General features: G+C 37.6%; 13 protein-coding genes, 27 tRNA genes and 5 rRNA genes. All 45 read left to right on the top strand.

Annotation, left to right across the window (positions count from 1 at the left end):
- Positions 1 to 41 precede the first annotated feature (41 nt).
- Positions 42 to 713, top strand: coding sequence for an ECF transporter S component (locus tag CRIB_RS11325; protein WP_330404872.1), 672 nt, complete (start codon positions 42 to 44; stop codon positions 711 to 713).
- Between the two features lie 18 nt (positions 714 to 731).
- Positions 732 to 1,502 carry a type III pantothenate kinase gene (locus tag CRIB_RS11320; RefSeq protein WP_180702435.1) on the top strand — a complete coding sequence of 257 codons (771 nt, stop codon included), beginning with the start codon at positions 732 to 734 and terminating at the stop codon, positions 1,500 to 1,502.
- Positions 1,503 to 1,579: 77 nt separating this feature from the next.
- On the top strand, positions 1,580 to 2,554 hold the full coding sequence (gene dusB, locus CRIB_RS11315) for a tRNA dihydrouridine synthase DusB (protein WP_180702434.1): 975 nt from the start codon (positions 1,580 to 1,582) through the stop codon (positions 2,552 to 2,554).
- 102 nt (positions 2,555 to 2,656) lie between these two features.
- Positions 2,657 to 3,136 carry a transcription elongation factor GreA gene (gene greA / locus CRIB_RS11310; RefSeq protein ID WP_180702433.1) on the top strand — a complete coding sequence of 160 codons (480 nt, stop codon included), beginning with the start codon at positions 2,657 to 2,659 and terminating at the stop codon, positions 3,134 to 3,136.
- 20 nt (positions 3,137 to 3,156) lie between these two features.
- Positions 3,157 to 4,677 (top strand): lysine--tRNA ligase, encoded by a 1,521-nt coding sequence (gene lysS, locus CRIB_RS11305; RefSeq protein WP_180702432.1) that lies wholly within the window; start codon positions 3,157 to 3,159, stop codon positions 4,675 to 4,677.
- A 747-nt stretch (positions 4,678 to 5,424) separates the two neighbouring features.
- On the top strand, positions 5,425 to 5,598 hold the full coding sequence (locus tag CRIB_RS11300; protein WP_180702431.1) for a hypothetical protein: 174 nt from the start codon (positions 5,425 to 5,427) through the stop codon (positions 5,596 to 5,598).
- Positions 5,599 to 5,851: 253 nt separating this feature from the next.
- A 16S ribosomal RNA gene (locus tag CRIB_RS11295) occupies positions 5,852 to 7,356 on the top strand.
- A 112-nt stretch (positions 7,357 to 7,468) separates the two neighbouring features.
- A tRNA-Ala gene (locus tag CRIB_RS11290) sits at positions 7,469 to 7,544 on the top strand.
- A gap of 152 nt (positions 7,545 to 7,696) precedes the next feature.
- Positions 7,697 to 10,594 (top strand): 23S ribosomal RNA (locus tag CRIB_RS11285).
- A gap of 133 nt (positions 10,595 to 10,727) precedes the next feature.
- A 5S ribosomal RNA gene (gene rrf / locus CRIB_RS11280) occupies positions 10,728 to 10,844 on the top strand.
- A 5-nt stretch (positions 10,845 to 10,849) separates the two neighbouring features.
- A tRNA-Leu gene (locus CRIB_RS11275) sits at positions 10,850 to 10,938 on the top strand.
- A gap of 9 nt (positions 10,939 to 10,947) precedes the next feature.
- Positions 10,948 to 11,023 (top strand) — tRNA-Met (locus CRIB_RS11270).
- Between the two features lie 5 nt (positions 11,024 to 11,028).
- A tRNA-Glu gene (locus CRIB_RS11265) sits at positions 11,029 to 11,103 on the top strand.
- Positions 11,104 to 11,112: 9 nt separating this feature from the next.
- Positions 11,113 to 11,186: transfer RNA gene (locus tag CRIB_RS11260), tRNA-Gly, on the top strand.
- Between the two features lie 18 nt (positions 11,187 to 11,204).
- A tRNA-Arg gene (locus CRIB_RS11255) sits at positions 11,205 to 11,281 on the top strand.
- Positions 11,282 to 11,289: 8 nt separating this feature from the next.
- Positions 11,290 to 11,365: transfer RNA gene (locus CRIB_RS11250), tRNA-Gln, on the top strand.
- 11 nt (positions 11,366 to 11,376) lie between these two features.
- Positions 11,377 to 11,452 (top strand) — tRNA-Lys (locus CRIB_RS11245).
- Positions 11,453 to 11,455: 3 nt separating this feature from the next.
- Positions 11,456 to 11,544 (top strand) — tRNA-Ser (locus CRIB_RS11240).
- 14 nt (positions 11,545 to 11,558) lie between these two features.
- Positions 11,559 to 11,651 (top strand) — tRNA-Ser (locus CRIB_RS11235).
- Positions 11,652 to 11,657: 6 nt separating this feature from the next.
- A tRNA-Pro gene (locus CRIB_RS11230) sits at positions 11,658 to 11,734 on the top strand.
- A gap of 10 nt (positions 11,735 to 11,744) precedes the next feature.
- A tRNA-Ile gene (locus CRIB_RS11225) sits at positions 11,745 to 11,821 on the top strand.
- Between the two features lie 8 nt (positions 11,822 to 11,829).
- A tRNA-Trp gene (locus tag CRIB_RS11220) sits at positions 11,830 to 11,905 on the top strand.
- Positions 11,906 to 11,942: 37 nt separating this feature from the next.
- Positions 11,943 to 12,019, top strand: a tRNA-Pro gene (locus tag CRIB_RS11215).
- Between the two features lie 10 nt (positions 12,020 to 12,029).
- A tRNA-Ile gene (locus CRIB_RS11210) sits at positions 12,030 to 12,106 on the top strand.
- Positions 12,107 to 12,114: 8 nt separating this feature from the next.
- Positions 12,115 to 12,190 (top strand) — tRNA-Phe (locus tag CRIB_RS11205).
- A gap of 10 nt (positions 12,191 to 12,200) precedes the next feature.
- Positions 12,201 to 12,277 (top strand) — tRNA-Met (locus CRIB_RS11200).
- A gap of 84 nt (positions 12,278 to 12,361) precedes the next feature.
- Positions 12,362 to 12,437: transfer RNA gene (locus CRIB_RS11195), tRNA-Ala, on the top strand.
- Positions 12,438 to 12,589: 152 nt separating this feature from the next.
- Positions 12,590 to 15,487 (top strand): 23S ribosomal RNA (locus CRIB_RS11190).
- A 133-nt stretch (positions 15,488 to 15,620) separates the two neighbouring features.
- Positions 15,621 to 15,737, top strand: a 5S ribosomal RNA gene (rrf, locus tag CRIB_RS11185).
- The 16S, 23S and 5S rRNA genes sit together here with 27 tRNA genes alongside, the layout of an rRNA operon.
- Before the next feature lie 5 nt (positions 15,738 to 15,742).
- Positions 15,743 to 15,831 (top strand) — tRNA-Leu (locus CRIB_RS11180).
- Between the two features lie 9 nt (positions 15,832 to 15,840).
- Positions 15,841 to 15,916, top strand: a tRNA-Met gene (locus CRIB_RS11175).
- Positions 15,917 to 15,921: 5 nt separating this feature from the next.
- Positions 15,922 to 15,996: transfer RNA gene (locus CRIB_RS11170), tRNA-Glu, on the top strand.
- 9 nt (positions 15,997 to 16,005) lie between these two features.
- Positions 16,006 to 16,079, top strand: a tRNA-Gly gene (locus CRIB_RS11165).
- A gap of 11 nt (positions 16,080 to 16,090) precedes the next feature.
- Positions 16,091 to 16,166, top strand: a tRNA-Val gene (locus CRIB_RS11160).
- A 5-nt stretch (positions 16,167 to 16,171) separates the two neighbouring features.
- A tRNA-Asp gene (locus tag CRIB_RS11155) sits at positions 16,172 to 16,248 on the top strand.
- A 16-nt stretch (positions 16,249 to 16,264) separates the two neighbouring features.
- Positions 16,265 to 16,340 (top strand) — tRNA-Asn (locus CRIB_RS11150).
- Positions 16,341 to 16,348: 8 nt separating this feature from the next.
- Positions 16,349 to 16,423, top strand: a tRNA-Gly gene (locus CRIB_RS11145).
- Positions 16,424 to 16,434: 11 nt separating this feature from the next.
- Positions 16,435 to 16,511 (top strand) — tRNA-Arg (locus CRIB_RS11140).
- A 148-nt stretch (positions 16,512 to 16,659) separates the two neighbouring features.
- Positions 16,660 to 17,502, top strand: coding sequence for a diadenylate cyclase CdaA (gene cdaA, locus CRIB_RS11135; protein ID WP_180702430.1), 843 nt, complete (start codon positions 16,660 to 16,662; stop codon positions 17,500 to 17,502).
- Positions 17,499 to 18,692 carry a CdaR family protein gene (locus CRIB_RS11130; protein WP_180702429.1) on the top strand — a complete coding sequence of 398 codons (1,194 nt, stop codon included), beginning with the start codon at positions 17,499 to 17,501 and terminating at the stop codon, positions 18,690 to 18,692. Before cdaA ends, CRIB_RS11130 begins: the two co-directional genes overlap by 4 nt.
- Positions 18,693 to 19,028: 336 nt before the next feature.
- The gene (gene glmM, locus CRIB_RS11125; protein WP_180702428.1) at positions 19,029 to 20,375 is read left to right on the top strand and encodes a phosphoglucosamine mutase; all 1,347 of its coding nucleotides are present in this window, start codon (positions 19,029 to 19,031) and stop codon (positions 20,373 to 20,375) included.
- A gap of 269 nt (positions 20,376 to 20,644) precedes the next feature.
- The gene (gene glmS / locus CRIB_RS11120) at positions 20,645 to 22,474 is read left to right on the top strand and encodes a glutamine--fructose-6-phosphate transaminase (isomerizing) (RefSeq protein ID WP_180702427.1); all 1,830 of its coding nucleotides are present in this window, start codon (positions 20,645 to 20,647) and stop codon (positions 22,472 to 22,474) included.
- An 86-nt stretch (positions 22,475 to 22,560) separates the two neighbouring features.
- Positions 22,561 to 23,295, top strand: a complete 735-nt coding sequence (locus CRIB_RS11115) for a YwmB family TATA-box binding protein (RefSeq protein WP_180702426.1) — start codon at positions 22,561 to 22,563, stop codon at positions 23,293 to 23,295.
- Between the two features lie 19 nt (positions 23,296 to 23,314).
- Positions 23,315 to 24,568, top strand: a complete 1,254-nt coding sequence (murA, locus tag CRIB_RS11110) for a UDP-N-acetylglucosamine 1-carboxyvinyltransferase (RefSeq protein WP_180702425.1) — start codon at positions 23,315 to 23,317, stop codon at positions 24,566 to 24,568.
- Positions 24,569 to 24,649: 81 nt separating this feature from the next.
- Positions 24,650 to 25,675 carry a stage II sporulation protein D gene (spoIID, locus tag CRIB_RS11105; protein ID WP_180702424.1) on the top strand — a complete coding sequence of 342 codons (1,026 nt, stop codon included), beginning with the start codon at positions 24,650 to 24,652 and terminating at the stop codon, positions 25,673 to 25,675.
- The last annotated feature ends 3 nt before the right edge of the window (positions 25,676 to 25,678 follow it).

Below are 25,678 nucleotides of genomic sequence, written 5' to 3'. Positions count from 1 at the left end.
AGTCCGGCATCTTTTATGAGCTGGAACGGAGGTGTATTTTTATGAGGAATTTGGAATCATCAGAAGTAGAAGTATTAAGTCCATCAGAAGTGGAGATTGTGATGGAATCACCAAAGGATTCAAAAGTTAAATTAAGACAAAAAAAGAAGACTGATGTTAGAAGGATGGCAATAATAGGAGTGTTATCAGCTATTTCTATTATGTTATCTATGACACCTTTAGGATTTATTCCTATAGGACCAACTAATGCAACTATAATGCATATACCTGTAATTATAGGTGCAATAATAGAAGGACCTGTAGTTGGAATTACAGTAGGTTTTATATTTGGAGCGACAAGTTTATTAAAAGCGCTTACTATGCCTACAATAACTTCTTTTGCATTTGTAAATCCATTAGTATCTGTATTACCAAGGATGCTTATAGGTATAGTAGCTTATTATGTTTATAAACTTACTATTAAATTTACTAAGAATGTTTTTGTATCTGGATGGATAACAGGAGTTATGGGATCTTTAGTTAACACAGCGGTTGTACTAGGGATGATATATATACTGTATGGAGCTAGATATGCGGAGGCTTTAGGAGAAAGTGCATCAGCAGCAAAAACTTTAATATTAACACTAGTAGCAACAAATGGAATACCAGAATCAATTGTTGGAGGCTTTGTTGTATCAGCTGTTTGCGTAGTTTTTAATAAAAGGAAAAAATAGAAAGAAGGTTAATGATATATGCTTTTAGTATTTGACGTTGGAAATACCAATATGGTTTTGGGGCTATATAAAGGTAAAGAGCTTATAAGGTATTGGAGAATAACTACGGATAAATATAAAACATCTGATGAATATGGAATTTTAATAAGTAACTTATTTCAGCATGAAAAAATAGATATGAATTGTGTAGAAGATGTTATAATATCATCTGTAGTTCCTGATGTTATGCATTCTCTTGAAAACTTTTGTAAAAAGTATTGTAAAAAACAACCTAAAGTTGTAGGACCAGGTATAAAGACTGGATTAAATATAAAATATGATAACCCTAAACAAGTTGGAGCAGATAGAATAGTTAATGCAGTCGCATGTGTTGAAAAATATGGTACACCTGTTATAGTGGTTGATTTTGGTACAGCTACTACGTTCTGTGCTATAACAAATAATGCAGACTACTTAGGTGGAACTATAGTACCAGGTTTGAAAATATCTAGTGAAGCATTATTCCAAAGAGCGTCTAAACTTCCTAGGGTAGAATTAGTTAAACCAGGTTCAGTTATATGTAAGAATACAGTATCTGCTATGCAAGCTGGAATAATATATGGTTATGTAGGATCAGTTGAAAAGATAATAGAAATGATGAAGAGAGAGTTAAACCAAGAAAATGTTAAGGTTATAGCAACAGGTGGTTTATCTACTCTTATTGCTTCGGAAACTAAAAGTATAGATCATGTAGATAGATTTTTAACTTTAGATGGTTTAAGAATTTTACACGAAAAGAATAAAGAATAGAATAGGGGAATTGGGTAATATAAATCCAATTCCTTTTTTTAAATATTAATAAATTTTAAATTTAGAAGGAGACAAAAATGAAAATAGGCAACTTAAATTTAGATAATAAAGTTTTTCTATCACCTATGGCTGGAGTAACAGACCTTCCATTTAGATTGATTTGCAAGGAACAAGATTGTGGAATGTTATATACAGAAATGGTTAATGCAAAAGCTTTATGTTATGATGACCAAAACACTAAGAAAATGTTGAAAATAGAAGAAGAAGAACATCCTGTTGCAATACAAATATTTGGATCAGATCCAGAATATATGGGTGGGGCTGCAAAAATATTAAACTCATACCCTAATGAAATATTAGATATAAACATGGGATGTCCGGCACCTAAAGTTGTAAAAAATGGTGATGGTTCAGCCCTTTTAAAAAATCCTGAATTAGCAGCTAAAGTTTTAAGGGCTGTAGTAGATAATTCTGAAAAACCAGTTACTCTTAAAATAAGAAAGGGTTGGGATGACACTTGTATAAATGCAGTAGAAATTGCTAAAATTGCCCAAGATTGTGGAATAAGTGCAATAGCTGTTCATGGTAGAACTAGAGAGCAGTACTACTCTGGAAAAGCAGATTGGGATATAATAAAAGAAGTTAAACAAAATGTAAGTATCCCTGTTATAGGTAATGGAGATGTATTTGAAGTTGAAGATGCAATAAATATGTTAAATAAAACAAATTGTGATGCTATAATGATAGGAAGAGGTGCTCAAGGAAACCCATGGATATTTAAAAGAATAAATCACTATATGCAAACAGGTGAGATATTGCCAGATCCTACGTTGGAAGAAAAAATAGATACAGCTATGAAACATTTAAAATTAGCAGTGCAAGAACATGGAGAATATGTTGCTGTAAGAGAAATGAGGAAACATATCGCATGGTATTTAAAAGGTCTTAGAAATTCGGCTAAAGTTAGAGATGAAATAAACAAAATTGAAAGTTACGAAGAGGTAGTTAACAAGCTGAAAGGCTATATGCAAGATTGCTTGACATTAGAATAATAGTAATCTATAATATACCGCATAAATTAAAACAAAATATGCAATAATTTAAATAGGCTTTGGGAGAAATCCTAAATATATAGTGAAGGAGTTGTAGGGGTTATGGAAGAAAAAAAGGAAATACTTTTAACTCAAGAAGGATATCAAAAATTAGAAGATGAATTAGAAATATTAAAGACTGTAAGAAGAAGAGAAGTTGCTGATAGAATAAAGGTTGCTATATCTTTTGGAGATATATCAGAAAATGCTGAGTATGATGAAGCTAAAAATGAACAAGCTCAAGTTGAAGAAAGAATAATAAAATTAGAATCAATGATAAGAAGAGCAGTTATCATTGATGAAAGTAAAATAGATTCAAATGTTGTAACGATAGGTTCAATAGTTAAAGTAAATGATATGGATTTTGAAGAAGAAGTTGAATATACAATAGTTGGTTCGGCTGAAGCAGATCCATATGAAGGTAAAATATCAAATGAATCTCCAGTAGGAAAAGCTCTTTTAGGAAGAACTATAGGAGATGTAGTTGATGTTCAAGTTCCAGATGGTGTAGCTAAATTTGAAATATTAGAAATAAGAAGATAATAAATTGAGGAGGTAACTCTATGAGTAATGACCAAATGAATAATGATCAACTTCAAGAAGATCTTACAGAAGTACTTAGAGTAAGAAGAGAAAAATTAACTAAATTACAAGACATGGGAAGAGATCCTTTTAAAGTTAGTAGATATGACAGAACTAGCAATTCTACAGAAATAAAAGGAAACTTTGAAGAATTTGAAGGTAAGATAGTTAAAATAGCTGGTCGTATAATGAGTAAAAGAATCCAAGGTAAAGCAGGATTTATAGATATACAAGATCAAAATGGAAGAATCCAATGCTATGTTAGATTAGATAGAATAGGGGAAGAAGAATACTCTATATTCTCTACATATGATATAGGAGATATAATTGGTGTTGAAGGTGAAGTGTTCAAGACTAAGAAAGAAGAAATATCTGTAAAGGCTAATGAAGTAGTTTTATTATCTAAATCACTTCAAGTATTACCAGAAAAATATCATGGATTAAAAGATCAAGATTTAAGATATAGACAAAGATATGTAGACTTAATAGTTAATCCAGAAGTTAAGGATGCATTCTTAACAAGAACTAAAGCATTAAAAGCGTTAAGATCGTATTTAGATGAAAGAGGATTCTTAGAAGTTGAAACACCAATATTAAATACTATAGCTGGTGGAGCAAATGCTAGACCATTCGTTACTCATCATAATACATTAGATATACCGATGTATATGAGAATAGCTAATGAATTATATTTAAAGAGACTTATAGTTGGTGGATTTGATAAAGTATATGAAATGGGTAGAATGTTCAGAAATGAAGGTATGTCTATAAAGCATAATCCAGAGTATACTGCAATAGAATTATACCAAGCTTATGCAGATTATACAGATATGATGGAAATAACTGAAAATGTTATAGCTCATATGGCTGAGGCTGCTACAGGAAGCATGAAAATAAACTACCAAGGAACAGAAATAGACTTTACACCTCCATGGAGAAGAATGACTATGGAAGAATGTGTTAAGGAATATACTGGTGTAGATTTCTCTACTATAAATACAGATGAAGAAGCTTTAGCAATAGCTAAAGAAAAAGGAATAGAAATAACTCCTGGAATGAGAAGAGGAGAGGTTATAAATGCATTCTTCGAAGAATTTGGTGAAGATAAGTTAATTCAACCTACATTTATAACTCATCATCCAGTTGAAGTATCGCCTCTTGCTAAGAGAAATGTAGAAGACCCAAGAAAAACAGATAGATTTGAAGCTTTCGCAAATAAATGGGAATTAGCTAATGCATTCTCTGAGTTAAATGACCCAATTGATCAAAAAGGAAGATTCATGGATCAATTGAGAAAGAAAGAATTAGGCGATGACGAAGCTTGTGATATGGATGAAGACTTCATAAACGCTTTAGAAGTAGGTTTACCTCCTACAGGTGGTCTTGGAATAGGTATAGATAGAGTTATGATGTTATTAACTAACTCTCCGTCTATAAGAGATGTTATATTATTCCCTACAATGAAACCTATAGAAAATAACCAAAATAAAATAGAAGAATAATATTTGTAAAAAAGGATTGTGTATGATTTGTAATCAATAGACAATCCTTTTTTACGCTTAAGGATATTATAATATTTTTAAAAATGTGGATAACTTTTGAATGTAAGTAATATCAATAAATTGTTTTTGAGCGTAAAAAAGATTTTGAAATGCTTCGCCCACTCAGTGGCTCAAGCAACGGACGAAGTCGTTGGCGATATGAACTGTTTCGCCGACACGTCGCTCAAGCGAAGTGAATTTTTTATGCCTAAAACTTTTAATGTTTGAAAAATGAGGATATTAAAATTATAATTGATAACATTAAAAATGAAAAATATAGAATATTATGATTTTCAATAAATAGAAAATAAAAATATAATATTTATGTTTAGATATGTTTAATTGTTATATTGATATTTAGATATTTTAGAAGTTATATTAAAAATCAAATATAATTTCATACATATTGGATTTATAGCAGGTGTGATTTTATTATAAATTTAAGATAATAAATCAATTTAATTATATAAATTGTAAATATTTAACTTAAAAATAAAGTTACTTTGAGTATGAAATTTAAGTTATAAGATGAAAAATATAAACACTAAATTTCAGTAAAGTATATAAAAAAATGTAAATAAAGTAATTTTAGTGAAAAAAATAAAAGTAAAGTATAGCATTATAGAATTATAAAACGAAATTTTTATAAAGGAAATATGTATAATCATTAAGAATATTAACTAAAATATTAAATTGGGGGAATGAACTATGAGTCAAATAATTAACTGGGGATGTTTAATAAGTATTATTTTATTGGTATTAGATGTTATGATTTATTTTTGTAACGATGCTATAAAAATTTATAATAAGTCAACGAGGATAAAAGTTAGACCTGTTGGGAAAACAAGAACTTACGTATATGAAGATAAAATTGCAAAATAAAAATATAAAAAAGTTAAAAAAAGTATTGACGATATAAAAATAAGATGGTATAGTTATACTTGTCCTTAAGAAAAGGGCAAAACGAAAGAAAATAGCTTAAAAAAATAAGTTGACAAAGAAAAATAACTTTGGTAAACTTAAGAAGTTGAAATAAGAACTTTGAAAATTAAACAGTAGGTTAATTTATAGAATTGAAACTAAACAAACCAAGCCAGATATTCAGATAATGATTAGTCTGAGCAGGTAACAACTTTTATTTGAGAGTTTGATCCTGGCTCAGGATGAACGCTGGCGGCGTGCCTAACACATGCAAGTCGAGCGATTTACTTCGGTAAAGAGCGGCGGACGGGTGAGTAACGCGTGGGTAACCTGCCCTGTACACACGGATAACATACCGAAAGGTATGCTAATACGAGATAAAATACTTTTATCGCATGGTAGAAGTATCAAAGCTTTTGCGGTACAGGATGGACCCGCGTCTGATTAGCTAGTTGGTAAGGTAACGGCTTACCAAGGCGACGATCAGTAGCCGACCTGAGAGGGTGATCGGCCACATTGGAACTGAGACACGGTCCAAACTCCTACGGGAGGCAGCAGTGGGGAATATTGCACAATGGGCGAAAGCCTGATGCAGCAACGCCGCGTGAGCGATGAAGGCCTTCGGGTCGTAAAGCTCTGTCCTCAAGGAAGATAATGACGGTACTTGAGGAGGAAGCCCCGGCTAACTACGTGCCAGCAGCCGCGGTAATACGTAGGGGGCTAGCGTTATCCGGAATTACTGGGCGTAAAGGGTGCGTAGGTGGTTTCTTAAGTCAGAGGTGAAAGGCTACGGCTCAACCGTAGTAAGCCTTTGAAACTGGGAAACTTGAGTGCAGGAGAGGAGAGTGGAATTCCTAGTGTAGCGGTGAAATGCGTAGATATTAGGAGGAACACCAGTTGCGAAGGCGGCTCTCTGGACTGTAACTGACACTGAGGCACGAAAGCGTGGGGAGCAAACAGGATTAGATACCCTGGTAGTCCACGCCGTAAACGATGAGTACTAGCTGTCGGAGGTTACCCCCTTCGGTGGCGCAGCTAACGCATTAAGTACTCCGCCTGGGAAGTACGCTCGCAAGAGTGAAACTCAAAGGAATTGACGGGGACCCGCACAAGTAGCGGAGCATGTGGTTTAATTCGAAGCAACGCGAAGAACCTTACCTAAGCTTGACATCCTTTTGACCGATGCCTAATCGCATCTTTCCCTTCGGGGACAGAAGTGACAGGTGGTGCATGGTTGTCGTCAGCTCGTGTCGTGAGATGTTGGGTTAAGTCCCGCAACGAGCGCAACCCTTGCCTTTAGTTGCCAGCATTAAGTTGGGCACTCTAGAGGGACTGCCAGGGATAACCTGGAGGAAGGTGGGGATGACGTCAAATCATCATGCCCCTTATGCTTAGGGCTACACACGTGCTACAATGGGTGGTACAGAGGGCAGCCAAGTCGTGAGGCGGAGCTAATCCCTTAAAGCCATTCTCAGTTCGGATTGTAGGCTGAAACTCGCCTACATGAAGCTGGAGTTACTAGTAATCGCAGATCAGAATGCTGCGGTGAATGCGTTCCCGGGTCTTGTACACACCGCCCGTCACACCACGGAAGTTGGGGGCGCCCGAAGCCACTTAGCTAACCCTTTTGGGAAGCGAGTGTCGAAGGTGAAATCAATAACTGGGGTGAAGTCGTAACAAGGTAGCCGTATCGGAAGGTGCGGCTGGATCACCTCCTTTCTAAGGAGAATTACCTACTGTTTAATTTTGAGGGTTCTTAATAAAAATTAAAAACTCTATTGACAATCTTCGACATATACTATAAAATATATATCGTTGTAAAAATAAATACGGGGGTGTAGCTCAGCTGGGAGAGCACTTGCCTTGCACGCAAGGGGTCAGGAGTTCGATCCTCCTCATCTCCACCATGTTTGTACTTTGAAAACTGCATAACATTTAGTGATATGACATCATTTTAAACATATATAGACAAGAAAAGTCTTTAAAATTACACTTTTAAGCACTGGAATAAACTGAGTGAATACGAAGTTTGTTCAGTAGCGATAACTTTTTAATAACTGGTCAAGTTATTAAGGGTGCAGGGCGGATGCCTTGGCACTAGGAGCCGATGAAGGACGTGATAAGCTGCGATAAGCTTCGGGGAGTTGCACGTAAACTTTGATCCGAAGATTTCCGAATGAGGAAACTCACTTAGAGTAATGTCTAAGTATCGTTAAGTGAATACATAGCTTAGCGAGGGGAACCCGGGGAACTGAAACATCTAAGTACCCGGAGGAAGAGAAAGAAATTCGATTCCGTAAGTAGCGGCGAGCGAAAGCGGAACAGGCCAAACCAATGAAGTTTACTTCGTTGGGGTTGCGGACATACAACATGGATGCAATATCGTAAATGAAGAGAGTTGGAAAGCTCCGCCATAGAAGGTAATAGCCCTGTAGTTGAAACGAGAAAGCTACTAGTATGATCCAGAGTACCACGGGACACGTGAAACCCTGTGGGAAGCAGGAGGGACCATCCTCCAAGCCTAAATACTACCTAGTGACCGATAGCGCATAGTACCGTGAGGGAAAGGTGAAAAGAACCCCGGGAGGGGAGTGAAATAGAACCTGAAACCCTGCACTTACAAGCTGTGGGAGCACATTACTTGTGTGACCGCGTACTTTTTGTAGAACGGGCCAACGAGTTACGTTAAGTAGCAAGGTTAAGCACTTAAGGTGTGGAGCCGTAGCGAAAGCGAGTCTTAAATGGGCGATTAAGTTACTTGGCGTAGACCCGAAACCGGGCGACCTATCCATGAGCAGGTTGAAGCGAAAGTAAAATTTCGTGGAGGACCGAACCCACGAGCGTTGAAAAGCTCGGGGATGACTTGTGGATAGCGGTGAAATTCCAATCGAGCCCGGAGATAGCTGGTTCTCCCCGAAATAGCTTTAGGGCTAGCCTCAAGCGTAGAGAAACGGAGGTAGAGCACTGAATGTCCTAGGGGGTATTGCACTTACCGAAGACTATCAAACTCCGAATGCCGTTTTCTTTTACTTGGGAGTCAGACTGTGGGTGATAAGATTCATAGTCAAAAGGGCAACAGCCCAGATCGTCAGCTAAGGTCCCTAAATGTACGTTAAGTGGTAAAGGATGTGGGATTGCACAGACAACCAGGATGTTGGCTTAGAAGCAGCCACTCATTTAAAGAGTGCGTAATAGCTCACTGGTCGAGTGATCCTGCGCCGAAAATTTCCGGGGCTAAAACGTACTACCGAAGCTACGGCATCAATTATGATGGGTAGGGGAGCTTCGTATGCAGGCTGAAGCATGACCGTAAGGACATGTGGACAGTATACGAGTGAGAATGTTGGCATGAGTAGCGAGACGTGGGTGAGAATCCCACGGGCCGTAAACCCAAGGTTTCCAGGGGAAGGTTCGTCCGCCCTGGGTTAGTCGGGACCTAAGCCGAGGCCGAAAGGCGTAGGTGATGGACAACAGGTTGATATTCCTGTACCGCCAATAAGCGTTTGAGAGATGGAGTGACACAGTAGGATAAGCTAACCGTACTGTTGGTTATGTACGGCTAAGCATTGAGGCAGTCTAAATAGGCAAATCCGTTTAGACAATGCTAGGATGTGATGGGGAAGCCCTTCGGGGCGAAGTAGCTGATTTCACACTGTCAAGAAAAGCTTCTATCGAGTTTAAAGGCGCCCGTACCGTAAACCGACACAGGTGGGTGAGGAGAGTATCCTAAGGCCAGCGAGAGAACTATTGTTAAGGAACTCGGCAAAATGACCCCGTAACTTAGGGAGAAGGGGTGCCTGTCTATGACAGGCCGCAGAGAATAGGCCCAAGCGACTGTTTACCAAAAACACAGGTTTCTGCTAAGTCGCAAGACGATGTATAGGAGCTGACGCCTGCCCGGTGCTGGAAGGTTAAGGGGATCTGTTAGAGCAATCGAAGCAGTGAACTTAAGCCCCAGTAAACGGCGGCCGTAACTATAACGGTCCTAAGGTAGCGAAATTCCTTGTCGGGTAAGTTCCGACCCGCACGAAAGGCGTAACGATTTGGGCACTGTCTCAACAATAGACTCGGTGAAATTGTAATCCCGGTGAAGATGCCGGGTACCTGCGACAGGACGGAAAGACCCCATGGAGCTTTACTGTAGCTTGACGTTGGGTCTTGGTACTACATGTACAGGATAGGTGGGAGACTAAGAAGCATGGACGCCAGTCTGTGTGGAGTCAACCTTGGGATACCACCCTTGTAGTACTGGGATCCTAACCATAGGCCTTGAATCAGGTCTTGGAACACCGTCAGGTGGGCAGTTTGACTGGGGCGGTCGCCTCCTAAAAAGTAACGGAGGCGCTCAAAGGTTTCCTCAGCACGGTCGGAAATCGTGCGAAGAGTGTAAAGGCAAAAGGAAGCTTGATTGCAAGACATACAGGTCGAGCAAGGACGAAAGTCGGACTTAGTGATCCGGTGGTACCGCATGGAAGGGCCATCGCTCAACGGATAAAAGCTACCCTGGGGATAACAGGCTTATCTCCCCCAAGAGTCCACATCGACGGGGAGGTTTGGCACCTCGATGTCGGCTCATCACATCCTGGGGCTGTAGTAGGTCCCAAGGGTTGGGCTGTTCGCCCATTAAAGTGGTACGCGAGCTGGGTTCAGAACGTCGTGAGACAGTTCGGTCCCTATCCGTCGCAGGCGTAGGAAATTTGAGAAGACCTGTCCTTAGTACGAGAGGACCGGGATGGACGTACCTCTGGTGTACCAGTTGTTCTGCCAAGGGCATGGCTGGGTAGCTATGTACGGAATGGATAAGCGCTGAAAGCATCTAAGCGCGAAGCCAACTTCAAGATAAGATTTCCCACCGTAAGGGTAAGACCCCAGGAAGACTACCTGGTTGATAGGTCGAAGGTGTAAGTGCAGTAATGTATTTAGCTTATCGATACTAATAGGTCGAGGACTTGACCAAAAGAAATGATGGAATTAAATGGTATGCAGTTTTCAGAGTACTAACTTTGAAAAAACTTTATAAAAAAGTATTGACATTATTAATCGAAAATGTTAATATTATACTTGTCCTTGAGAGAAGGGCAAACATATAATGTGGTTATTATAGCAAAGAGGATACACCTGTTCCCATACCGAACACAGAAGTTAAGCTCTTTAGCGGCGATGGTACTTGGTGGGCGACCGCCTGGGAGAGTAGCACGTAGCCACGTGGTATGCCGAAGTGGCGGAACTGGCAGACGCACAGGACTTAAAATCCTGCGGGACTTACCTCTCGTACCGGTTCGATTCCGGTCTTCGGCACCATATTAATATCGCGGGGTGGAGCAGTTGGCAGCTCGTCGGGCTCATAACCCGAAGGTCGCAGGTTCGAGTCCTGCCTCCGCAACCAAAAATGGCCCATTGGTCAAGCGGTCAAGACACCGCCCTTTCACGGCGGTAACAGGGGTTCGATTCCCCTATGGGTCACCAATTAAATATGCGGGTGTAGCTCAATGGTAGAGTTCCGGCCTTCCAAGCCGGCTGTGAGGGTTCGATCCCCTTCACCCGCTCCATGATCTATAATATAATGTGGGTGCATAGCTCAGCTGGATAGAGCAACGCCCTTCTAAGGCGTGTGTCCGGGGTTCGAATCCCTGTGCGCTCACCACTTTATATAGGGGATTCGCCAAGTCGGTAAGGCATAGCACTTTGACTGCTACATGCGTAGGTTCGAGTCCTGCATCCCCTGCCAAATTAATATTTGATCCATTAGCTCAGTCGGTAGAGCACCTGACTTTTAATCAGGGTGTCCCGCGTTCGAGTCGCGGATGGATCACCAAGTGGAGAGGTGTCCGAGTGGTTTAAGGAGCTGGTCTTGAAAACCAGTGATGCTTAACGGCACCGTGGGTTCGAATCCCACCCTCTCCGCCATTAATTTAATAAATGGAGAAGTACTCAAGTGGCTCAAGAGGATCCCCTGCTAAGGGATTAGGCTGGATTAAACCGGTGCGAGGGTTCGAATCCCTCCTTCTCCGCCATTAATTCGAGGTGTAGCGCAGTTTGGTAGCGCACGTGGTTTGGGACCATGGGGCCGGGGGTTCGAGTCCCTCCACCTCGACCATTAATAACGTGGACCATTAGCTCAGTTGGTTAGAGCGCCCGGCTCATAACCGGTAGGTCTGGGGTTCGAGTCCCTGATGGTCCACCAAATTTTATAGGGGTGTAGCTCAGTTGGTAGAGCGTCGGTCTCCAAAACCGTGCGCCGGGGGTTCGAGTCCCTCCACCCCTGCCACTTATAAAAAAATAAATAAAATGAATTTTAATAACTTCGAGGTGTAGCGCAGTTTGGTAGCGCACGTGGTTTGGGACCATGGGGCCGGGGGTTCGAGTCCCTCCACCTCGACCATTAACAATTAGGGCTTATAGCTCAGGTGGTTAGAGCGCACGCCTGATAAGCGTGAGGTCGCTGGTTCGAGTCCAGCTAGGCCCACCAATTGTTGCGCCCAGATAGCTCAGTCGGTAGAGCAGGGGACTGAAAATCCCCGTGTCGGTGGTTCGATTCCGCCTCTGGGCACCATAATTGTTGTGGCGGTATAGCTTAGTTGGCTAGAGCGTTCGGTTCATACCCGAAAGGTCACAGGTTCGACTCCTGTTACCGCTACCATCAAAAAATATNATAAAAATTAAAAACTCTATTGACAATCTTCGACATATACTATAAAATATATATCGTTGTAAAAATAAATACGGGGGTGTAGCTCAGCTGGGAGAGCACTTGCCTTGCACGCAAGGGGTCAGGAGTTCGATCCTCCTCATCTCCACCATGTTTGTACTTTGAAAACTGCATAACATTTAGTGATATGACATCATTTTAAACATATATAGACAAGAAAAGTCTTTAAAATTACACTTTTAAGCACTGGAATAAACTGAGTGAATACGAAGTTTGTTCAGTAGCGATAACTTTTTAATAACTGGTCAAGTTATTAAGGGTGCAGGGCGGATGCCTTGGCACTAGGAGCCGATGAAGGACGTGATAAGCTGCGATAAGCTTCGGGGAGTTGCACGTAAACTTTGATCCGAAGATTTCCGAATGAGGAAACTCACTTAGAGTAATGTCTAAGTATCGTTAAGTGAATACATAGCTTAGCGAGGGGAACCCGGGGAACTGAAACATCTAAGTACCCGGAGGAAGAGAAAGAAATTCGATTCCGTAAGTAGCGGCGAGCGAAAGCGGAACAGGCCAAACCAATGAAGTTTACTTCGTTGGGGTTGCGGACATACAACATGGATGCAATATCGTAAATGAAGAGAGTTGGAAAGCTCCGCCATAGAAGGTAATAGCCCTGTAGTTGAAACGAGAAAGCTACTAGTATGATCCAGAGTACCACGGGACACGTGAAACCCTGTGGGAAGCAGGAGGGACCATCCTCCAAGCCTAAATACTACCTAGTGACCGATAGCGCATAGTACCGTGAGGGAAAGGTGAAAAGAACCCCGGGAGGGGAGTGAAATAGAACCTGAAACCCTGCACTTACAAGCTGTGGGAGCACATTACTTGTGTGACCGCGTACTTTTTGTAGAACGGGCCAACGAGTTACGTTAAGTAGCAAGGTTAAGCACTTAAGGTGTGGAGCCGTAGCGAAAGCGAGTCTTAAATGGGCGATTAAGTTACTTGGCGTAGACCCGAAACCGGGCGACCTATCCATGAGCAGGTTGAAGCGAAAGTAAAATTTCGTGGAGGACCGAACCCACGAGCGTTGAAAAGCTCGGGGATGACTTGTGGATAGCGGTGAAATTCCAATCGAGCCCGGAGATAGCTGGTTCTCCCCGAAATAGCTTTAGGGCTAGCCTCAAGCGTAGAGAAACGGAGGTAGAGCACTGAATGTCCTAGGGGGTATTGCACTTACCGAAGACTATCAAACTCCGAATGCCGTTTTCTTTTACTTGGGAGTCAGACTGTGGGTGATAAGATTCATAGTCAAAAGGGCAACAGCCCAGATCGTCAGCTAAGGTCCCTAAATGTACGTTAAGTGGTAAAGGATGTGGGATTGCACAGACAACCAGGATGTTGGCTTAGAAGCAGCCACTCATTTAAAGAGTGCGTAATAGCTCACTGGTCGAGTGATCCTGCGCCGAAAATTTCCGGGGCTAAAACGTACTACCGAAGCTACGGCATCAATTATGATGGGTAGGGGAGCTTCGTATGCAGGCTGAAGCATGACCGTAAGGACATGTGGACAGTATACGAGTGAGAATGTTGGCATGAGTAGCGAGACGTGGGTGAGAATCCCACGGGCCGTAAACCCAAGGTTTCCAGGGGAAGGTTCGTCCGCCCTGGGTTAGTCGGGACCTAAGCCGAGGCCGAAAGGCGTAGGTGATGGACAACAGGTTGATATTCCTGTACCGCCAATAAGCGTTTGAGAGATGGAGTGACACAGTAGGATAAGCTAACCGTACTGTTGGTTATGTACGGCTAAGCATTGAGGCAGTCTAAATAGGCAAATCCGTTTAGACAATGCTAGGATGTGATGGGGAAGCCCTTCGGGGCGAAGTAGCTGATTTCACACTGTCAAGAAAAGCTTCTATCGAGTTTAAAGGCGCCCGTACCGTAAACCGACACAGGTGGGTGAGGAGAGTATCCTAAGGCCAGCGAGAGAACTATTGTTAAGGAACTCGGCAAAATGACCCCGTAACTTAGGGAGAAGGGGTGCCTGTCTATGACAGGCCGCAGAGAATAGGCCCAAGCGACTGTTTACCAAAAACACAGGTTTCTGCTAAGTCGCAAGACGATGTATAGGAGCTGACGCCTGCCCGGTGCTGGAAGGTTAAGGGGATCTGTTAGAGCAATCGAAGCAGTGAACTTAAGCCCCAGTAAACGGCGGCCGTAACTATAACGGTCCTAAGGTAGCGAAATTCCTTGTCGGGTAAGTTCCGACCCGCACGAAAGGCGTAACGATTTGGGCACTGTCTCAACAATAGACTCGGTGAAATTGTAATCCCGGTGAAGATGCCGGGTACCTGCGACAGGACGGAAAGACCCCATGGAGCTTTACTGTAGCTTGACGTTGGGTCTTGGTACTACATGTACAGGATAGGTGGGAGACTAAGAAGCATGGACGCCAGTCTGTGTGGAGTCAACCTTGGGATACCACCCTTGTAGTACTGGGATCCTAACCATAGGCCTTGAATCAGGTCTTGGAACACCGTCAGGTGGGCAGTTTGACTGGGGCGGTCGCCTCCTAAAAAGTAACGGAGGCGCTCAAAGGTTTCCTCAGCACGGTCGGAAATCGTGCGAAGAGTGTAAAGGCAAAAGGAAGCTTGATTGCAAGACATACAGGTCGAGCAAGGACGAAAGTCGGACTTAGTGATCCGGTGGTACCGCATGGAAGGGCCATCGCTCAACGGATAAAAGCTACCCTGGGGATAACAGGCTTATCTCCCCCAAGAGTCCACATCGACGGGGAGGTTTGGCACCTCGATGTCGGCTCATCACATCCTGGGGCTGTAGTAGGTCCCAAGGGTTGGGCTGTTCGCCCATTAAAGTGGTACGCGAGCTGGGTTCAGAACGTCGTGAGACAGTTCGGTCCCTATCCGTCGCAGGCGTAGGAAATTTGAGAAGACCTGTCCTTAGTACGAGAGGACCGGGATGGACGTACCTCTGGTGTACCAGTTGTTCTGCCAAGGGCATGGCTGGGTAGCTATGTACGGAATGGATAAGCGCTGAAAGCATCTAAGCGCGAAGCCAACTTCAAGATAAGATTTCCCACCGTAAGGGTAAGACCCCAGGAAGACTACCTGGTTGATAGGTCGAAGGTGTAAGTGCAGTAATGTATTTAGCTTATCGATACTAATAGGTCGAGGACTTGACCAAAAGAAATGATGGAATTAAATGGTATGCAGTTTTCAGAGTACTAACTTTGAAAAAACTTTATAAAAAAGTATTGACATTATTAATCGAAAATGTTAATATTATACTTGTCCTTGAGAGAAGGGCAAACATATAATGTGGTTATTATAGCAAAGAGGATACACCTGTTCCCATACCGAACACAGAAGTTAAGCTCTTTAGCGGCGATGGTACTTGGTGGGCGACCGCCTGGGAGAGTAGCACGTAGCCACGTGGTATGCCGAAGTGGCGGAACTGGCAGACGCACAGGACTTAAAATCCTGCGGGACTTACCTCTCGTACCGGTTCGATTCCGGTCTTCGGCACCATATTAATATCGCGGGGTGGAGCAGTTGGCAGCTCGTCGGGCTCATAACCCGAAGGTCGCAGGTTCGAGTCCTGCCTCCGCAACCAAAAATGGCCCATTGGTCAAGCGGTCAAGACACCGCCCTTTCACGGCGGTAACAGGGGTTCGATTCCCCTATGGGTCACCAATTAAATATGCGGGTGTAGCTCAATGGTAGAGTTCCGGCCTTCCAAGCCGGCTGTGAGGGTTCGATCCCCTTCACCCGCTCCAGATAAACTTATGGGACTATAGCTCAGCTGGGAGAGCACCTGCCTTACAAGCAGGGGGTCACAGGTTCGAGCCCTGTTAGTCCCACCATTTGCGGCCTGGTAGTTCAGCTGGTTAGAATGCCAGCCTGTCACGCTGGAGGTCGAGGGTTCGAGTCCCTTCCAGGTCGCCAACTTAATTAAATACGCGGGAATATGGCTCAGTTGGTAGAGCAATTGACTGTTAATCAATGGGTCACAGGTTCGAGTCCTGTTATTCCCGCCATTGTATTTGCGGGAATAGTTCAGTGGTAGAGCGTCACCTTGCCAAGGTGAAAGTCGCGAGTTCGAATCTCGTTTCCCGCTCCATAATAAAATATGGGTGCATAGCTCAGCTGGATAGAGCAACGCCCTTCTAAGGCGTGTGTCCGGGGTTCGAATCCCTGTGCGCTCACCATTTTAAAAGTTTCACTTTAGTGAAACTTTTTTTTATTTTCTAAAATTAACTATATATTAAATAGTTTGTATATAGTTAGATTAATATAGTATAATACATAGTGTAATAGTATAAACTTTTAATAAATCTCAAACAGGAGGAGTAAATTGTGTTAGATATAAATTCCTTTTTCGGTGGATTTTTTGATATGATATTTAGTATGAGTATAAATGATGTTATAGATATATTAATAGTAGCGTATATATTTTATAAGGTATTTATGTTCATTAAAGATACTAGGGCAGAACAAGTTTTAAAAGGAATTGTTTTGTTATTTGTAGCTACACAAATTAGTGAAATATTAAAGCTACATACATTATATTGGATATTAATAAAAGCTCTTGATTTAGGTTTTATAGCAGCATTAGTAATATTTCAACCAGAGCTTAGAGCAGGGCTTGAATATATAGGAAGAACAAAGTTTAATTTCTTTTTGAAGAATAGCGCAAGTGTATCAGAAGAAATATTTGATAAAACAATAGAAGAGATAGTTGAAGCACTATATTCTTTATCTAGACAGAAAATAGGCGCTCTTATTATATTAGAGAGACAAACTAAAATAGGAGATATAATAAATACAGGTACAAGTATTGATGGTGCAATATCGAGACAGTTATTAATCAATATTTTTATACCTAATACTCCTTTACATGATGGAGCAGTTGTTATAAGAGATTCCCAAATAAAAGCAGCAGCATGCTTTCTTCCGTTAACTCAATCGAAGGATTTAAGTAAGGATTTAGGTACTAGACATAGGGCTGCAGTAGGAGTAAGTGAAGTTTCTGATTGTATATCATTAATAGTATCAGAAGAAACTGGAGATGTATCTATAGCTAAAGCAGGCAAATTATATAGAAATATATCAAAGGAAAGAATGACGAATATATTAAGAAGTAATCTAAAAGTTACTGTTCAAGAAAAAAGCTTTTTTAAAGGTGGGATATTTAAATGATAAATAAATTGAAAAATAATTCTAAAATAAAGATTATATCCCTATTAAGTGCTATTGTAGTATGGATGTATGTTATGGCAATTGTTGATCCAGAAGAAACTAAATTGTTTGAAAATATACCTGTTACAATAACTAATAAAAATGAATTAAATGAAAAAGATCTTATTATTTACCCGGAAAAAGATCTTACAACTAATATATATGTTACTGGAAAATTATCAAATTTAAAAAAGATAACAAAAGATGATATAGATGTATATGGTCAAATAGATAATCCAATAGAAGGAAGCAATGAGATATATTTAAAAGTATCTACTTCTCAAAGAGTAAACTATGATTTTAAAAATCCAGTTATGATTGTAACATTAGAAAAAATTATTAATGAAGAAAAAAGTATAAAAGTAGATATAACTGGTAGTGGAAAAAATAATGTAGATAATATCCTACTAGAAGATAATATAGATAAAGTTAGCGTATTTGGGCCACGAAGTTTAGTTAATGAAGTAAAAAAGGTTGTAGGAACTATTGAGGTAGATGGAAAACTTAATGACTTTTCACAGAGTATAAAGTTAGAGCCAGTAGATGCTAATGGTAAGGTTGTAGAAGGAGTAGAATTGGAAACAAATTCAGTTAATGCTCATATAACTTTATTAACTCAAAAGACTGTTCCAATAACATTAAAGTTATCTGATAATGCTGAGTCAGATATAAATTATACAATGAGTCAAAATACAGTAACTATAAAAGGGAAAAAAGATATTGTAGACTCTATAAACAACATAGAAACTCAACCGGTAAATTTATCTGAAATATTGCCTGGAATAAGTAAAGATGTATATTTACAAGTTCCAAGTGGAGTAACTATAGATGCAAAGTATATTACAATAAAGAGAAATTCTGAAGATGATATATTAGCGGAATATACTTATACAGCTCAAGATGTAGAAATAAGAAATAATACAGAAAATATAGATAAAACTAAAATAAATATTCCTGACAATATTAAGGTTAGTATAGAATATTTACAAAGTATAGGTTCAATAAATAAAGATGACATAAAATTATATATAGATTTAAATGAAGTATCTTTAAAAGATAATACTTGCAAGATAAAATATGAATCTACATATGAAATAAAAAAAATAAGTATAGATCCAGATACAGTAACTATAGAAAAATCAGAGGTTTAATAATAAGATGCAACAATAATCATAAATAAATATTGCTGCATCTTATTTATTTTATATATTTAAAGTACTGTATCTAGTTTTTTATTTTTGAAAGTAATATATAATAAACTTTAGCATTTTAAAAATTAAAATTAGCCAGAACAACGCATGAAGATAATAAAAGTTAATAATTTAAAGTATATGAATTATTCCATAGTGTATATTTTAAATTATTATATTGTCCTTTTCGTTTATCTGTATTAAAATGTGTTTATGGATTAAACTGAGAGAATAATGCAATTTAAATATATATAATAATATACTTATATATTTTTTCTTTTTGAAAGGAGATCTTTAATGAGAAAATATTTTGGAACAGATGGAGTAAGAGGAGTAGCTAATACAGAACTTAATTGTGATTTAGCATATAAATTAGGGAGAGCTGGTGGTTATGTATTAGCTCAAGGCAAAGATAAAGTTAAAGTAATAGTTGGTAAAGATACTAGAGTTTCAGGGGATATGTTAGAAGCTGCTTTAATAGCAGGGCTTATGTCTGTAGGATGTGATGTAGTTACTGTTGGAGTAATACCAACTCCAGGTGTTGCATACTTAACTAAAAAATATGAAGCTGATTGTGGTGTTGTTATATCAGCATCTCATAACCCAGTTGAATATAATGGTATAAAGTTCTTTAATAAAGATGGATATAAACTAGATGATGCAGTTGAGTTAGAAATAGAAGGATATATAGATAATATAGAAAAGGTAGATTATCATCCAGTCGGGGAAAAAGTTGGAAGAAAAATATTTGTTCATAACGCTCAAAGAGATTATATAGACTATTTAAAATCTATAGTAAATGTTGACTTTAAAGGATTAAAGGTAGTGCTAGATTGTGCTAATGGAGCAGCATACAAAGTTGCACCAACAATATTTAGCGAATTAGGAGCAAATGTAGTAACTATAAATAGTGAACCAGATGGAAATAATATAAATGATAAGTGCGGATCTACACATCCAGAAAAATTACAAAAAGCTGTTGTAGAGAACGAAGCTAACTTAGGTCTTGCATATGATGGAGATGCAGATAGATTAATTGCTGTTGACGAAAATGGAAACATTGTAGATGGAGATCATATAATGGTATTAAGTGCTATACATTTAAAAAATAAAGGTAAATTGGCACAAGACACTTTAGTAGTTACAGTTATGAGTAATATAGGACTTACTATAGCAGCAAAAGAGCATGGTATAAATCTAGCTACTACTGCTGTAGGAGATAGATATGTATTAGAAGAAATGAAAAACAGTGGATATAACCTTGGTGGAGAGCAATCAGGGCATATGACATTCTTAGATTATAATACAACTGGAGATGGAGTTTTAAGTTCTTTAGTATTAGCTCAAATAGTACTAGAAGAAGATAAAAAATTATCAGAACTTGCAGCTGTAATGACTCAATACCCACAAGTATTAGTTAATGCTAGAATAAAAAATGAAAATAAGAATAGATACATGGAATATCCAGAAATAAAATCTGAGATAGAAAGAATAGAAAAATTACTAGATGGATGTGGAAGAGTCTTAATTAGACCATCAGGAACAGAGCCATTAGTAAGAGTTATGTTAGAAGGTAAAGAGGAAGGTCAAATAAGAGAATTAGCAACAAACTTAGCTAATCTTATCCAAGAAAAATTATCATAATTTTTAAGATGAGCACAAAATAAAATTTTTGCTCATCAATAAGCGCCAGAACTTAGTTACTAGCGACAATGAATTAATATTATAAAAACTAAGTTGACGAGGTCGGAGTTTATCGAATTGTCGGCGGATGCTCTGCGGTGAATTCACCATCGTAAGAACTTTCTTAAAATATAGGAGTAATTCTATACACAAAGGGAAGCTTAAGTGAATAATATATGACCTAACTCTAAAAATATAAATAATAATAATATTTTTAGGAGGAATTTAATATGTGTGGAATAGTTGGATATTTAGGACACAGACAAGCAACAGAAGTTTTAGTAGAAGGACTTTCTAAATTAGAGTACAGAGGATATGATTCTGCAGGAGTTGCAGTTAATACTGGAAATGAATTAGAAATAAGAAAGTTTAAAGGAAGATTAGCAATACTTGCAAAAGATTTAGAAAAATCTCCAATATTAGGTGGATTAGGAATAGGACATACTAGATGGGCAACTCATGGAGAACCATCTGATGTGAACTCTCATCCTCATTTTAATATGGATAGAACAATAGCTGTTGTACACAACGGTATAATAGAAAACTACATGGAATTAAAAGAAGAACTACAAGCTGAAGGTGTTGTATTCTTATCTCAAACAGATACAGAAGTTGTAGCTCATTTAGTAGATAAGTATTATGAAGGAAACTTATTAGATGCTGTTTACAAGGCAACTGAAAGATTAAGAGGAGCATATGCTTTAGGTGTTATATGTAAAGATAACAACAATGAATTAGTTGCAGTTAGAAAAGATAGCCCATTAGTTGTAGGTCTTGGAGAAGGTGAAAATTTCATAGCATCAGATATACCTGCTATATTAAAATATACAAGAAATGTATACTTCTTAGAAAATGGTGAATTTGTTCATATAGTTGGAGATAAGTTAACTATATTAGATGAAAATAGAAACGTTGTTGAAAAAGAAGTTACAGAAATAACATGGGATGTAGAGGCTGCATCTAAAGGTGGATATGAGCACTTCATGTTAAAAGAAATATATGAACAACCAAATGGTGTTAAAGAAACATTAATAAGAAGATTAAATAATAATGGAGAAATCCAATTAGATGATATAAAAATGACTAAGGAAGATTTAGATAAAATAAATAAAGTTTATATAGTTGCATGTGGTACTGCATATCATGCAGGTCTTGTTGGTAAATTTGCTATAGAAAAGTTTGCAAAAATACCAGTAATAACAGATATAGCATCTGAATTTAGATACAGAGATCCATTTGTTGATGAAAATACTTTATTAATATTAGTAAGTCAATCAGGTGAAACAGCAGATACTTTAGCATCTTTAAGATATGCTAAGGCAAGAGGGGCTAGAATATTATCAGTAACTAACGTTGTAGGGTCTTCTATAGCTAGAGAATCAGATGATGTATTCTATACTTGGGCTGGTCCAGAAATATCTGTTGCATCTACTAAAGCTTATACAACTCAATTAGTATCATTCTATATGATAGCATTAGACTTCGCTATAAAGAAAGGTACTATAACAAGAGAATTCTACAATGAGATGATAGAAAAATTAAAAGAAATGCCAGAAAAGGTATCAAAAGCTTTAGAGCAAGAAGAATATATAAAAAATGATGTTGCAAAAACATTAAAAGATGCAAGCAGTGCTTTCTACTTAGGTAGAGGATTAGATTACAACTTAGCTATGGAAGGTGCTTTAAAGATAAAAGAAATATCTTATATACATGCAGAAGCTTTTGCTGCTGGTGAATTAAAGCATGGTACAATAGCATTAATAGAAAAAGGAACTCCAGTAATAGCGATAGCAACTCAAGAAGAATTATTTGAAAAAATGGTATCTAACATGGAAGAAGTTAGAGCTAGAGGTGCATATGTTATAGCTATAGCTCAAGAAAAAAACAAAGAAGTTGAAAAAGCTGCTGATAAGGTAATATATATACCAAACGTAGATGATATAGTATCTAGTATATTAACAGTTTTACCACTTCAATTATTATCTTATTATGTTGCAGTTGAAAGAGGCTGTGACGTAGACAAACCAAGAAACTTAGCTAAATCAGTAACAGTTGAATAGATATAAAAACAATTTATAAAAGTATATCCTCCTTAAAATTGTCAATAATTTAAGTATAAAATGATAATTTTAAGGGGGATTTTTAAATGAAAATAGTTAAGATTATAGCTAGCTTTTTTATACTAATGTTAATAGGCATATTTATTTCGTATGGAGACACTGATAACAGTGGATATGATAAACTTTTAGAAACATTTAACAATACACAAGCAGATTTCAAATTTTATAATATAAAAGCTAACGGATTAATAAATTATGATATAACTAAGAATGAAATAAAGGATATATGCATAGATATAATTAATGACTTGGGTTTAGAAGAAAGTGATATAAAGTGGGGAGAAAAATGGGATGAAAAGGAAAAACAAGTATATATTCAATCGAATACTTTAGATAAAAGCATTTCTATAATCGGGATAAAAAAAAGTAGTAATGAATCGTATATAATTGTTGACATATTGGACAATAAAGTATATAAAGATATAGTGGATATTTATACAATTCTTGAGAAGTCATTATATAAATATTCAAATATTGTCGATATAAGTACATGTATATCAGGAGAATTTTACAAAAAATTACAATTTGACAAATATGATGATATTTTACAAGAAATATTATATAATATGTGTGCTGAAGAAATAGATAGAGTTGAAAATGAGAATATGATATCTATTACAGCATATAGCAAATTGTTAGAAGAAAATTATTTAGAGTATTTAGGAAATAAGATAAATTTAAATATAGGAATTAGGTATAGCGAAGATGACGACAAAACATTAATATACATAGCTACACCTATTATAAAATTAGATTATTAATAATGAGGAGAGAAATAATATGCCTAAGATATTAGTTAAAAAGAGTAATCCGCTTAAAGGAAGCGTTAAAATAGATGGAGCAAAAAATGCAGTATTACCGATAATAGCAGCAACATTATTAGCAAAAGGAAAATCTACATTAAGAGGGGTTCCAAATTTAAAGGATGTACATGTTATATCTGATTTATTAAGACATTTAGGAGCAGAGGTAGAGTATACTGACAATACTTTAACTGTAGATGCTACTAATATAACAACATGTGAAGCTCCATATGAGCTTGTAAGAAAGATGAGAGCATCTTTCTTAGTAATGGGACCATTACTTGCAAGATTTAATCATACAAAGATATCTATGCCAGGTGGATGTGCTATAGGAACTAGACCAATAGATTTACATCTAAAAGGATTTAAGCATCTGGGTGCCAAAGTTGATATGGATCATGGATTTGTAGAAGCTACGACTGAAAAACTAGTAGGGAATAAGTTATATCTAGACTTTCCATCAGTTGGAGCAACTGAAAATATCATGATGGCAGCTACACTTGCAGAAGGAACGACTATAATAGAAAATGCAGCAGAGGAACCAGAAATAGTAGATTTAGCAAACTTCTTAAATGAGATGGGTGCTGATATAAAAGGTGCTGGAACAAACACTATAAAGATAAAAGGTGTAAAAGAATTAATAGGAACAGAGCATAATGTAATTCCTGATAGAATAGAAGCAGCAACTTATATGGTAGCAGCAGCTATGACTAAAGGAGATATAACTATAGAAAATGTAATGATGGAACATTTAAAGCCTGTAACAGCTAAATTAAGAGAAGCAGGTTGTGAAATAATCGAAATGGATAATGCAGTTAGAGTAATAGGACCAGAAGTTTTAAAACCTATTGATATAAAAACTTTACCACATCCGGGATTCCCAACAGATGTTCAAGCTCAATTTATGGCTATGCTTACTGTTGCAAATGGAAGTGGAACTGTAATAGAAACTGTATTTGAAAATAGATTTATGCACGTTGCAGAGTTCAATAGAATGGGTGCAGATATAAAAATAGAAGGCAGAAGTGCAATTGTTAAAGGAGTTGATCAACTATACGGCGCTAATGTAAATGCTACAGATTTAAGAGCAGGTGCTGCTTTAATATTATGTGGCCTTATAGCTGAAGGTGAAACTCAAATAGGTGAAATATACCATATACAAAGAGGATATGTAGATATAGATAAGAAAATAACTGCATTAGGTGGAAATATAAAAATAATAGAAGATTAAATAAGTAAAAATTTTATAGTAATATAATATAAAGGGTTATTCATATACTTTAAAGATAATTAATCTAAGGAGGAAAAGTATATGAATAATCCTTTAGGAATTTTAGCAGGAGTAATAGTATGTTCAGTTACACTACCAATATTTTTAAGTGTAGTATCTTATGATAATATAGAAACTAATACTTCGCAAAAACAAGAACAATTAATAGAAACCAAATCATCACAAAAGTATATAAATTATGAAACGATAGATAAAGAATCACCTGGAATTAATATATATAATCATAAAACTAATAAAACAGAACAAATGGATATAGAAGAATATTTGTATGGGGTACTTTCAGGAGAAATGCCGTCTGATTTTGATATAGAAGCATTAAAGGCACAAGCTGTTGCAGCTAGAACTTATGTTATGTACAATCAAGAAAATAAAACATCTAAACATAAAGGTGCAGCTGTATGTACTGATTATACTCACTGTCAAGAATACAAAAGCTATGAGGAGTTAAAAGAATCAAAAGGTGAAGATTGGATAAAGGACTCTTATCCTATAATAAAGCAAGCTGTAGATGAAACAAAAGGACATATTATAACCTATGATGGTGAACCTATATTACCATTATATTTCTCCACATCATCAGGAAAGACTGAAAATAGCGAAGAGGTATTTTCAACAGAATATCCATATTTAAGATCGGTGGACAGCCCATATGATAAATATGCACCTAAATATGCATCTACATTAAAAATAAGTAATAAGGACTTTGTAAGGAAGTTGAAAAATACATATAGTGATATAAATATAATTGAGGATAATCTTAGCTCTCAAATTAAAATACTAAGTAGAAGCGATGGAGGATCTGTTGAAAAAATAAAATTAGGGAATAAAGAAGTTACAGGTAGAGATATAAGGAACATATTAAATTTAAATTCAGCAAACTTTGAAATAAAATTTGATACTAACTCTCTAGACTTTGTAGTAAAAGGATATGGGCATGGAGTAGGAATGAGTCAATGGGGAGCTCAAGGAATGGCAGAAGAGGGATATAAATACTATGAAATACTATCTCACTACTATAAAGATACTATAATAAAGGATTTATATTAAGAC

The sequence above is a fragment of the Romboutsia ilealis genome, assembly GCF_900015215.1.
In the GTDB taxonomy this organism is placed as follows: domain Bacteria; phylum Bacillota; class Clostridia; order Peptostreptococcales; family Peptostreptococcaceae; genus Romboutsia; species Romboutsia ilealis.
The sequence above is the reverse complement of the archived record's forward strand: the minus strand, read 5'-3'. Positions and strand labels throughout refer to the sequence as shown.